A 12362-nucleotide genomic window follows, 5' to 3' on the forward strand; every position below is an offset into this window, starting at 1 on the left:
CCTGTGTGGTCAAAATCCTGTCTCCTCCTGCGTCCCGACCGTCAGCCGGTCAGAACTGGTCTTCCGTCAACGCGAGCACGCCCTCGTTGCCCTTCGTGCCGACGATCGACGCTTCGAGCGCGCCTGCCTGCACCAGCACCTGCTCCGCATAGAACTGCGCGATCGCGATCTTCGCGTCGAAGAACGCCGGGTCGCTCGCGCGGTTCGCCTGCGCGGCCACCAGCGCGCGCGCCATCTGCCATCCGCACAGCACCACGCCCGCCAGCTTCAGGTACGGCACGCTGCCCGCAAACACCGCGTTCGGGTCCTGCTTCGCGTTCGCCAGCACGTAATCCACCACCGACGACAGCGCCTTCGCGCCCTTCTCCAGCTGCACCTTCATCGATGCGGCCGCCGCACCGTCCAGCTTGCCCAGCGCCGCGACAGTCTCGCCGATTTCGGCGATCAGCGCCTTCGCCACCGCGCCGCCGTCGCGCAGCGTCTTGCGGCCCACCAGGTCGTTCGCCTGGATCGCCGTCGTGCCTTCGTAGATCGCCAGGATCCGCGCATCGCGGTAATACTGCGCCGCACCCGTTTCCTCGATGAAACCCATCCCGCCGTGCACTTGCACGCCCAGGCTCGCCACGTCGTTCACCATCTCCGTGCTCCAGCCCTTCACGACCGGCACCAGATATTCGTAGATTGCCTGATGACGCGCCCGCGTCGCCTCGTCCGAATGGCGGTGGGCAATGTCGCTGTGCGCCGCGGCCACGTACGCCAGCGAGCGAGCGCCTTCGGTCAGCGCGCGCATCGTGCCGAGCATCCGGCGCACGTCCGGGTGATGGATGATCGTCACCGACTGCTTGGCCGACCCGTCCACCGGGCGGCTCTGCACGCGCTCCTTCGCGAATTCCGCGGCCTTCTGGTACGCGCGGTCGGCCACGCCGATCCCCTGCATCCCGACGCCGAAGCGCGCCGCGTTCATCATGATGAACATGTATTCGAGGCCGCGGTTCTCTTCGCCGATCAGGTAGCCGATCGCGCCGCCGTTATCGCCATATTGCAGCACCGCCGTCGGGCTCGCCTTGATCCCGAGCTTGTGCTCGATCGACACGCAGTGCACGTCGTTGCGTTCGCCCAGCGAGCCGTCCTCGTTGACCAGGAACTTCGGCACGATGAACAGCGAAATGCCCTTCACGCCTTCCGGCGCGTTCGGCGTGCGTGCCAGCACCAGGTGGACGATGTTGTCCGCCATGTCGTGCTCGCCCCACGTGATGAAGATCTTCGTGCCGAACACCTTGTACGTGCCGTCGCCCTGCGGTTCGGCGCGCGAACGCACCAGCGCAAGATCCGAGCCCGCCTGCGGTTCGGTCAGGTTCATCGTGCCGGTCCATTCGCCCGAGATCAGCTTCGGCACGTAGCGCTGCTTCTGCTCGTCGGTGCCGGCCGTCAGCAGCGCCTCGATCGCGCCGTCGGTCAGCAGCGGGCACAGCGCGAACGACAGGTTCGCCGCGTTCAGCATCTCGATGCACGGCGTCGCGATCAGCTTCGGCAGCCCCTGGCCGTCGTATTCGGACGGGTGCTGCAGCCCCTGCCAGCCGCCTTCGACGAACTGGCGGAACGCTTCGCCGAAGCCCGGCGTCGCGGTCACGACACCGTCCTTCCAGCTGCTCGGATTGCGGTCGCCTTCGACGTTCAGCGGTGCCAGCACCTCGCCGCAGAATTTCGCGGACTCGTCGAGCACGGCCTGCGCCGTGTCGTAACCGGCGTCCTCGAAACCCGGCAGTTGCGCAACGGTGTCGATGCCCGCGAGTTCCTTCAGCACGAACAGCATGTCCTTGACGGGGGCGTTATAGCTCATGGTCGATGTTCCAAATCAGGCGGTGAATGAGGCGCGCCACGGGGCCGATACGGCAAAACCGGCCAGCTCCGGGCGGCGAGGTGACCCATCCTAATGCCGTGCGAGCCGGTTTCCATTGTCATATTCGGCCCACCTGGTGACAAAATCGGCCACGGGATGTGGGGGCGGGGGCGGAAGCGGCAGGCTGGGTGCGGGTTTGGGCGGGGTGGGGTTTGGTGGCTTAGGGGAATCGGCAAGCAATCTGCGTGCCGGAATGGGGGACGAGGTGGCCGGGTTGGGGCGGTGGCTTTCGGTTCGCAGCTTTTCCTTGTTCCACCACGCGCGCCTCGCGCCGGCAGGCGATTCCTCACCGAAACGGAAAACGCCGATCGCGGAAGCGATCATCTCGGGAGCGGAGAGACCTAAAATTCGACGCAGCCGATCCGGACGAGACAACAGATTTTCTATGACATTGGCGACCGCTCTCATCATCAAGCGACTATTCGATCGCAAATATCTTCGCTTAACGGCACCTTGGTAAAATACACCGCTCAACGAAGAGGCCTGTGCAATGAGAAAAGTGATAAGAAGACCGTCAGCGCTTCCTGATAGCTTGCTCGGAGAAGAAGTGCGTGCGGCGAAGAACGCGCTAGCGACACATTTTCGTCTCCCCCCCGTCGATCGAGTACGCAGAAGGGCACCACTTAACCCGAAAATTTGGAGCTCGGCTCTCGTCCGAAATGCATTGCTTGGAACCTTCCAATCAAAGTGTGCTTACTGTGAGTCACCTGTCAATGAACGCCAGCTTGGGGAGGTTTCTCATCACCGACCGGTCGCAAATGCCGTAAGTGGTCGAGACAGGTTCACCGAATCACAGGACTCCGACAACTATAGTTGGCTTGCGTACGAGTGGGAGAACCTGTTCCTTTCATGTGCAGAATGCAACCGCTCCAAGCGGAATCTCTTTCCCTTAGACGGTCCTCCCGCTCCTTTCCGTTGTACTTGGGGCGAGGCAGAGGCGAGTGAACGTGCCCTCCTAATAAATCCATGTCGCATTGAGCCTCGAAAGCATCTTCGATTTTCATTTGATGGCCAGGTTACGGGCCGAGACCGGGTCGGCAATACAACGGTGAAGGTCCTATCGCTCGACCGACCGAGTTTAATACAGGCGAGAAAAGACAAGCTTCGGCGCTGCTTGCACGCTCTAGAACTCGCACGTAACAATTCTCATAATCTCGAACTTTTTAGGCGAGAGTTGCACGATGACGCCGCTTTCAGTGGCGCCGCTCGTATTGCGTTCTTCGATCTATTGACAGCATTCACCCTGATATCGGGCGCTACGAAACCATTGTTCAGGTCGGTCGTGGAGGATGCGATACGAATCGCAACAACTACTGACGAAGTTCAATGGAAGAATCTGGTTGAGCTTTCCTCTTCAGAATTTCCACTGCCTTACGGAGAAATTCTGCCCACGGACATCCTTATTAGAGAGATTGATTACGCACGCAAACCACGAACTTCCCAGATTCGTCGCGTCAGCATTCGAAACTTCAAAGGAGTACCTCTACTCGATCTCGATATTCCTCCGGCCCAGCCTAGCGATATTGACGCACCATGCATGATGCTGCTTGGTGAGAACTCAACTGGAAAAAGTACTACGCTACAAGCAATTGCATTAGCTCTGATGGGCGAAAAGATGCGAGACCGCATGGGTACGGCAGCAGAAGACTTCTTGCCGCGCGAGGACTCAGGTTGGCAACTCGACGACACGGTGACACCGGAGGTCACCATTGAGTTCGACACCGGTGAGCCTGTCCGGCTTTCAATCGACCCGATTGCGAAGCGCTTCATTGGCGAAGAGCATCCCGCTACTATCTTGTTCTCGTTTGGATCTCGGCGTTTCTTTGGGAAGGACCTTGTTCGACGCCAAGCGGCTTCCTCCCTGAAATCGCTATTTGATCCATTCGCCAAGCTGCAACATCCAGGTCGCTGGATTCAAAGTCTCGGCAATGAAGACTTCAACGCTCTAGCACGTGCGATGCGTGAAGTCCTCGTTCTTCAAGAGGAAGACCGCATAGAAAGAGATGAAGAGGGACGCCTGTTTGTGCGTGCGCATGGCCGTGATTCACCGCTCGAAAAACTTAGCGATGGCTACCGGTCTCTCATGGCGATGGTGCTTGACGTCATGCGCGGGATGCTAGAAGAATGGGGCGACCTTGAGAACGCGCGTGGAATCGTCCTAGTCGATGAAGTCGAGACCCACCTTCATCCAAGATGGAAGCTGCGCGTCATGTCAGCACTTCGACGGGCCATGCCGAATGTTCAGTTCATCGCCACGACACACGATCCGCTTTGCCTAAGGGGCATGCGCGGTGGAGAGGTGCAAGTTCTGATTAGAGATGGTAACCATCAAATTCAAGTATTGACCGGCTTGCCAGATGTTCGCGGTCTTCGTGCGGAGCAATTGTTGACGTCAGACTACTTTGGTCTCTCGAGTACGGCTGATCCAGATGTCGAGAGTGCTCTCGAGCGGCTAGCTCTACCCATTGACGCGCGCTCAGCAGATGCCAATATCGATCAGGAAACGCTTCGACCATTTCGATTGATCGGCGATACCCCCATTGATCAAATCGCAAACGAAGCGCTTAGAAGATTCGTTGAAGAAGCAGCATCCTCACGCCAGATCGACCGAAGCCGGGTAAGAGAAGCTGCAGTCAATAGTGTTCTTGACCGCCTTCGCGCAATCCGAGAGGGACGCCGTTCATGAGACGAGTTGATCGCACTGAGGTACCCGTGCCCCCCTCGCTGGAAGGCCCAAAATGTCTTGCTGCACGTGAGCACGCACGAGCTACTAAGCACTTTAGTGACAAGCCCGGGGAAAAGTTCACTTTTCGAGCGTACCGGCAGCAAGATGTCGCAGATGCATTGAACAAGCTGTTTCACGGAAAGTGTGCGTACTGCGAATCGAGCATCAAAGCGGTGCAACCCACGGATGTCGAGCATTTCAGGCCCAAGGGGCGAGTTGCAGAGTGCCCCGAACATCCGGGTTACTGGTGGCTTGCTGCTCGTTGGGACAACCTTCTCGCATCTTGCATCGATTGCAATCGTCGAAGGTACCAAGAAGCACAGCAGTTAGCCTATGACCCGTTGACTGACGAGGTTGACGGTCGCTTCAACCTCGGTAAGGGAGACGCGTTTCCAATCTTGGGTGCGAAATACGCGGTTATCGAGTCAGACGATTACAACGCGGAGGACGCAGCCCTCATTGATCCCACACGGCGGAATCCAAGCGATCACTTGATGTGGCTGCAGGAGCGGAGCCTAAGTCTGGTCGGGCCGCGCATGAACGGCGACTCTCCTGATCCTTATGGTTGGCACACCTACCGCGTATTCGGACTTAACCGCCAAGGCCTAGTGGAATTGCGTACGTCACGGTTGTTGGAGATACGGGCACGCGTCGTCTTCATCGAAAAGATGCTCGACAGAGCGGTGCTCATGCCTGAGCCATTCGCCACGGAACAGCAGGACGAGGCGTTTACAGAATTTTTGTCTCTATACCAGTATGCAGAACCTAACCAGCCATATTCCGCGATGGTGGAGGATTTATTGGATCGAGAATCTGTCCGTTTGATGGATAAATACGAAAATTTAGCGCCTAAGGATTTTTGTGTCGGGGTGGAACCTAAGCGTCGCCAGGAAGTTCTCGGCAACTGATTTACGGTGCGATATTCGTGGCGATTGGAGTAACGATTGCTGGCACGTGGGTGGATGGCGTCCTCACATGATCAGGAAAAATATCTTTGACTTCGTGAGATTGCCCGCAGTCCCGACATGCAAGCGCGAAGTTTGCCGTTCGCCCAGCGGCCGGATACCCCGGCTGACAGGTGCCAGCCCACTACGTCCCGATTCGGTTAACCCTGGATCAAATCGGACGCTGGCCTCGAGCCCCCCTACTTCATCGCGACAAGCGGCTCGACAAACGCCTCGAAATGCGGCAGCCAGATCGGGATCGCGTCCTTGACCGCGAACATCCCGTGGCCGTTCTTGCCGAACGGCGGCTCGACGATCATCTGCCCGTGCCCGCCCGCCGCCTGAAACGCGGCAAACCACGTCGCCACGACTTCCGGCGAGAAATACTTGTCGTTCTGCACGTAATGCCACAGCACCGGCACGCGCGTCGTGCTCGCGAAATGCCCGATCGTGTCGGCCATCTGCTGCGGATCGCACGGCATGCCGGGATGCGTTGCGGGATTCCCGCCGCGCCCGCCCGAGAAGTTCACCACCGCGACCACGCCCTGCGGCGCGTAGCTCGCCGCCGCCAGCGACGCGAAGCCGCCCGCCGATTGCCCGACCAGCACGACGCGGCTTCGATCCACCTGCGGCAACGTCTGCGCATACCGCACGGCCGCGAGCACATCGCGCGCGGCCTGCTGGCCGGCAGCGAGGTAATCGGGATGCCGGCACGACCCCGCATCCTCTTCGTCGACACCGCCCGTCGCACCATACCCGCGGCGGATCGGCACGATGACCGCGAAACCGTGCTGCACGAACGTCCGGATCTGCGGCAACGCGCGGTAGCGTCCCACCTTCGGCCGTGCGCGCGGATCGGGCGGGCTGCCGTGGCTCAGCACGATCAGCGGAAAAGGCCCGGGGCCGTCCGGCATGTAGGTCGTGGCGACGATGTCGCGTGTGCGCCCGCCTTCGTCGACCGGCACCTTGACGACGGTTTCATGCAGATCGGGGGCAATGGCTGTGTCTTCGACCGCCGTCGCCGCGCAGCCGGCGACGGAAGCGATCAACACGCCCGGGATCAGCACCCGGCACAGGGGGATGGCGATCCGGTTTCGACGAACGACGATGCTCATGGGCAATCTCTCCACGAATCCAGGGATGACGGGCGAGGCTGTGGCGATGCGTACCGCGAAGGCGACAGTGTATCCGTGCGGCGCCGCAACCGGGCCGGCCGCATGCGTACAGCCCGCACCGGCCGCACCCCCGGCACCGGCATCCTGATCGTCACCCGCCGTCACCACCGGTAACTGACATCCCCCGTCACCGTCAGCCGCGTGCCGTAGAAGCACCCTCCCGCCGAAAAGCACGACGACACATAAGTCCGGTCGAACAGGTTGTTCACGTGCGCCGCGACGCGCCACCCCTTCCACGCCGGCCGCTCGACACCCAGGTCGTACGACAGCCCGAGATCGAAGAGCACGACGGCCGGCACGTCGAACGTATTGACGTTGTCGCCCGCGCTGCGCCCGACGTAGCGCATGCCGCCGCCCACCCTCAGCCCGCGCAGCCCCGGCCGGTCGACCGCGTAGTCGAGCCACAGCGACGCCAGATGGCGCGGCACCGCCGCCACGCGCTTGCCGACGACGGCCGCGTCCGTATCGGCCTGCACCGTCGTGTCGAGATACGTGTACGCGGCGATCACGTCCAGTTGCTTCCAGATGCGCGAACGCCCTTCCAGCTCGATCCCGCGCGAGCGCACCTCGCCCGTCTGCACGTTGAAGAACGGATGCTCGGGATCGGCGGTCAGCACATTGCGCTGGCGAATGTCGAACGCGGCGATCGACGCGTTCTGCAACCGGTCCGGCGACTGGTAGCGCAGCCCGACCTCGAACTGCTTCGCCTTCGTCGGCGTGAACGGCTGGCCGTCGAAGCGCGTGCCGAGCGCCGGCTCGAACGACGTCGAATAGCTCAGGTACGGCGCAAAGCCGCTGTCGAACAGATAAACGGCCCCCGCGCGCCCGGTGAACGCACGCGTGCTCTGCCGCACGCTCGCGGAGCGCAGCAGGTCGTCGGTCGTCGTGCGCGACCATTCCTCGCGCCCGCCGAGCGTGAAGACCCAGCGATCCCAGCGCACCTGGTCCTGCAGGTAGACGCCGATCCGGTCGGGTGTCTGGCGCGTCTGCTGCCCGATCGGCGGCGCCGTGAACGGCTGCCCGTAATCGGGCGCACGCGTATCGAGCGACGGCGCCGCGCCGAACCCCGACCCGACGAGGTTCGCCACCGCATGCTCGTACGACAGCCCGGCCAGCACCGTATGCTCGACCGGCCCCGTCATCACGCGCATCTCCGCCTGGTTGTCGAGCGCGAGATGGTTCACGTGCTCGCGCGACCACGACAGCGAACGGTTCAGCACGCCCGGCGCCAGGTAGGGCGCGACGAAATTGACGGCCGCGCCCGCGAAGTCGACGTCGAGATGCGTATAGCGCACGTTCTGCCGGACTTTCCACGTCGAATCGAAACGATGCTCGAACGCGTAGCCGATCATCGCCTGCGTGCGGTCGTACGTGTCGAAGCCGGGCAGCCCCGGATAGAAGCGCGTCGGTATCCGCCGGCCCGCGTCGGGCCACAGCGTGCCGAGGGCCGGCAGCCAGCCCGCGAAGTTGTTGTGCGGATCGCGCTGGAACGAACCCAGCAGCGTGAAACTCGTATCGGCGTTCGGCTGCCACGTCAGCGACGGCGCGACGACGATCCGCTGCTGCCGCGAATAGTCGATCTGCTCGTCCGCGCGGCGCGCGAGGCCGTCGATCCGGTAGCGCCACGTGCCGTCCTGCGTCACGGGCCCGCTGAAATCGAACGCAAGCTGCCCGCGATCGCGGTTGCCGGTCTGCACGGCGAGCAGGTGCTGCGCGTCGCGCGTCGGCCGCTTGCTGACCATGTCGACGATGCCGCCGGGGCTCGCCTGCCCGTACAGCACGGACGCCGGGCCGCGCAAGACGTCGATGCGTTCGAGCGTCCACGGATCGACGACGCTCGCGGCCCAGTTCACGCCTTTCGGCAGCGGCAGGCCGTCGAGCATCTGCGGATTGATCGCTGCCGCCGCGAAACCGCCGAAGCCGCGCAGGAACACGCTTTCGAGCACGCCGCCGGGGCGCGAGTCCGCGTACGTGCCCGGCGTGTAGCGCAGGCTGTCGCCGACGCTGTGCACGTCCTGCCGGTCCATCTGTTCGCGCGTGACGACCGACAGGCCCTGCGGCACCTCGACGATCGCCGTGTCGGTCTTGGTGCCCGCGCGCGACACGTCGGCCGCGATGCCGTTCACGGGGCCGACGCCCGTCTCGCGCCGCCCGTCGACGACGATCGGCGCGAGCAGCGGCGCATCCGCGGGCTCGCCCGCGTCCGGCGCATCTTGCGCGGCAGCCGAAGCGGCGATCGGCATCGTAGCCGCGCAGGCCAGCACGGCCGCCCAGCCCGGCACGCGCCGCAACGCCGCGCACGGCAACGGAAATCCAGGCCGCGCATCGCGGCCGATGTGTGATCGATTCATGTCGGGTTATCCGGAAAGCGGAGACGGGCGTCGGCGGATACGTCGCGCCCTTGGGTACGGAGACGGGCCGCTCTTGCAACGGCGACCTCGACTGAACAGCGAATGCGAATCATTTACGCCGACGCGACGCGGGTAAATGCCGGTGGACGCAATCGACGAATGTGCGGCGTGCATCGATCGGCCGCAGGTTTATTCGTCTGACGTTAACAAAATGTCACGTTTGAATGTCGTTATCCTGAACGACCAAATGAATGATCGGATGATAGGATAGCGACACCCTCAAGTTTCAAGCGACACACGTAATGTCAAGCCTGCCCCCGGCCACCCGACACTCGCTCGTCGATTCCGCGATCGAGATCCTCAAATCCAATATCACTTCCGGCATCTGGCGCGTCGGCCAGCGCATTCCGACCGAGCTCGATCTCGCGAAGCAGCTCGAAGTCGGCCGCAACACGGTGCGCGAGGCGGTTCGCACGCTCGCGTATTCCGGCGTGCTCGAAGTGCGCCAGGGCGACGGCACCTATGTGCGCCGCAACGTCGATCCGGCCGAAACGATGCGCAACGTCGATCGTGCCGCGCGCAGCGATCATCTCGAACTGCAATGCATGCTCGAAACGGAATGCGCGCGCTACGCGGCGCGCCGGCGCACCGACGAGGATCTCGCGACGCTGCGCAAGCTGCTGAAGGCGCGCGGCGAGCGCGAAGCGTCGCGCGACGTGAAGAAGTTCGTCGAGCGCGACCGCGCGTTTCACATCGCCGTGGCCGCCGCCTCGCACAATCACGCGCTCGAAGCGCTGTATCGCTATTTCTCGGGCTCGATCCTCGCGAACGTGGAAGACATCCTCGTCGAACTCGACGAGGCCGAGATCCCCGAGCCGGACATGCGGGCGCACCAGGCGGTGCTCGACGCGATCGAACAGCGCGACGAGAACAAGGCGGTGCGCGCGACGCTCGCGATCCTCAAGCCGCAGATGACCTGGCTCGAGACGCGCGAGGCGCCCGCCGCCTGACGGGCCCCGCACGTCCGGTTTGCCCGGTACGCGCTACGCGGCGACGGCCTCGATCACGTCGATCTGCCCGTCCGGCGCGGAGCGGAGCCCCGCGGGCCGCCAGCCGGCGGCGGCGAGCAGCGCGTCGTATTCGTCCCGCGTGCGCTCGCGGCCGCTGCCCCAGCACATCATGTGGATGTCGTAGAGCTTCGAGAAATGCGCGACGCCCGGCGCCGGCACGACCCGCTCGATCACGAACACGCGCGCGCCGTCACGGGCGCTTTCGCGTGCCCGCCTGAGGATCGCCACGCATTCGTCGTCGTTCCAGTCGTGCAGGATCAGCTTCAGCAGGTAGACGTCGGCGGCCGGCACCGCGTCGAACATGTTGCCGCCCGCCTTGCTGCAGCGCGCGCTCACGCCCATCCGCTGCGCCCAGTCGTCCGCGTCGCCGTCGATCACCTCCGGCAGGTCGAACACGACACCGGTCAGCGCGCCGAACCGCCGCAGCAGGCTGCACAGCATGTGCCCCTGGCCGCCGCCGATGTCGCACGCGTGCGTGCCCGGTGCGAACGTGACGTCGCGCAACGCATCGACGACCTGTTCCGACTGCACGGTCGAGAAGCTCGACATCGCGCGCTTGAAATCGCTTCGGTAGCGTTCGTGATCCTTCGCATAGTCGAACGCCATCGCGCCGAACTCGCGGACGAAGCCGTTCTGCTGCCCCTCGCGCACCATGTCGGGCAGGTGCGCCCAGATCGCGTAGTGCTCGGGGCCTTCCTGCAACAGCACGAAATCGCGCAACGTACTCGCGGCGTCCGCGTGCAGCAGCGCCCCCGACGCGGTGGCCCGGAAGCCGCGCCGCGTGTCCTCGTCGAGCAGCCCGAGCGCGGCGAGCGCACGCAGCAGCCGGTACAGCAGCGGTTCGTCGACGTCGAGCGTCGCCGCGAGCGCGGCCGACGAAACCGGTGCATCCGTCGTGACTGCATCGAACACGCCGAGCCGCGTGCCCGCGTACAGGATCCGGCTGCGCCACCGCCCGAACAGCGTATCCAGCACCTGTTTTGCCGCATTTTCCATAAAGCACTCCTGAACAGGGTTCGACCGCGCCGGCGCACGATGCACCGGGCGATCGCATCGTCAACGAAGCAGGCGGATCACTGCTCGTGCAGGAATTCCCGGATCGGGTAGCCGACATGGCGCTGCGCATCGAGCGTATAGCCGAGGATGCGGTCGCCGCGCTTGAGCTCCGTGATGTTGTGCACGCTGCCTTTCGGCCCGAGCACGCGCACGTGCCAGTCGTCCTGCGCAATGATGTTGATCGCGCGATTCGCCGCATTCTTCGCCTCGATCAGCAGCAGCGGCCGCGTCTCGACCTTCGCGCGCCCGACCACGACGCGGCGTGCCTTGCCCTGCACGTTGACGGCCAGGATCTCCGCGCCCGATTCGAGCTCGGCGAGGTAGCGGGTGCGGTTGTCCGGCGCGACGACATACGAATGGAGCGCGGCCGCGTTCACGCGGAACGGGCGCGTCGGCATGTACGGCAGCGGGTGCGTCTCGCTGCTGATCAGGATCATGCCGGTCGAATACGAGCCCACGAGGATGCCCTCGTCCTGCTCGAAGCGCGAGCAGGTGTCGACGCATACGCGCTCGCCCGGCCCCAGGTGCGTGAGCCCGACGATCTCGATTTCCTCGAGCTGCAGATCCTCGACCGTGTCGCTGCAGATCGACACGAGCTGCGTGGCCTGCCCGACCTGCGTCGGCGTGAGCAACACGCCTTCGGGGCCGCGCTGCAGCACGTTCAGCGTCACTTCGGCATCCTCCAGGTCGGCGACGACGGTGATCAGCTCGCCCGCCGCGCGATCGGCGGCCGCCAGCAGGATCTCGAGCGGGATCTTGCTCGGGTCCTGCAGGAATTCGACGAGCAGCCACGGCGTGGACACCGACAGCTCGCACGCGCGCGTGAGCGTCGCCTCGCCCGTCACTTCGATGAACACGCCGAGCTCGACGCCGTCCGGCACCGCGAAATCGACCGGCAGTCCGTCCTTCACGAGGACGATCTGCACCTGCTCGAGCAGCGCGGCATCGGCCGGCTGCCGATCGACGACCGCGACCTTGCACGCGCTCGGCGGCAGCCGCCCGGCCTGCTCCGCATCCTTCACGACGAATGCGGACACGCCGACATGCAGCGCTTCCTCGGTGATCTCGTCCGCGAGCTCGCCGATGTTGCGCAGGTCAATCCAGGAAAGCTTCTTCAAGGCCAATCTCCTTCGAAGGGGAT

General features: G+C 63.7%; 8 protein-coding genes. 3 read left to right on the plus strand and 5 right to left on the minus strand.

Annotated elements, in window-relative coordinates; genetic code table 11:
* Positions 1 to 49 precede the first annotated feature (49 nt).
* Positions 50 to 1840, minus strand: coding sequence for an acyl-CoA dehydrogenase (locus tag PQB87_RS38590; protein WP_233344876.1), 1791 nt, complete (start codon positions 1838 to 1840; stop codon positions 50 to 52).
* 1108 nt (positions 1841 to 2948) lie between these two features.
* Between PQB87_RS38590 and PQB87_RS38595 the strand changes: the two genes are divergently transcribed.
* Positions 2949 to 4586: an AAA family ATPase gene (locus PQB87_RS38595; RefSeq protein ID WP_194290362.1), complete on the plus strand. Its 1638-nt coding sequence runs from the start codon at positions 2949 to 2951 to the stop codon at positions 4584 to 4586.
* Positions 4587 to 4744: 158 nt separating this feature from the next.
* Positions 4745 to 5533, plus strand: coding sequence for an HNH endonuclease family protein (locus PQB87_RS38600; RefSeq protein ID WP_153491120.1), 789 nt, complete (start codon positions 4745 to 4747; stop codon positions 5531 to 5533).
* 236 nt (positions 5534 to 5769) lie between these two features.
* Here the strand turns inward: PQB87_RS38600 and PQB87_RS38605 are convergent, their stop codons facing one another.
* Complete coding sequence (locus tag PQB87_RS38605; protein ID WP_489244593.1) at positions 5770 to 6684, minus strand: alpha/beta hydrolase family protein; 915 nt, start codon at positions 6682 to 6684, stop codon at positions 5770 to 5772.
* 161 nt (positions 6685 to 6845) lie between these two features.
* On the minus strand, positions 6846 to 9095 hold the full coding sequence (locus tag PQB87_RS38610; protein WP_489244595.1) for a TonB-dependent siderophore receptor: 2250 nt from the start codon (positions 9093 to 9095) through the stop codon (positions 6846 to 6848).
* A 302-nt stretch (positions 9096 to 9397) separates the two neighbouring features.
* On the opposite strand from PQB87_RS38610, the gene PQB87_RS38615 reads away from it, so the two are divergent.
* Entirely contained in the window at positions 9398 to 10105 is a 708-nt protein-coding gene (locus tag PQB87_RS38615; RefSeq protein WP_059685921.1) for a FadR/GntR family transcriptional regulator, read from the plus strand.
* Between the two features lie 33 nt (positions 10106 to 10138).
* On the opposite strand, the gene PQB87_RS38620 is transcribed toward PQB87_RS38615, so the two are convergent.
* Both PQB87_RS38620 and PQB87_RS38625 read right to left on the minus strand, forming a co-directional pair.
* The gene (locus PQB87_RS38620; RefSeq protein ID WP_060318928.1) at positions 10139 to 11161 is read right to left on the minus strand and encodes a methyltransferase; all 1023 of its coding nucleotides are present in this window, start codon (positions 11159 to 11161) and stop codon (positions 10139 to 10141) included.
* Between the two features lie 77 nt (positions 11162 to 11238).
* Complete coding sequence (locus tag PQB87_RS38625) at positions 11239 to 12339, minus strand: 3-dehydroquinate synthase II family protein (RefSeq protein ID WP_021164176.1); 1101 nt, start codon at positions 12337 to 12339, stop codon at positions 11239 to 11241.
* Positions 12340 to 12362: the final 23 nt, after the last annotated feature.

The organism is Burkholderia sp. KL41 (genome assembly GCF_057005415.2).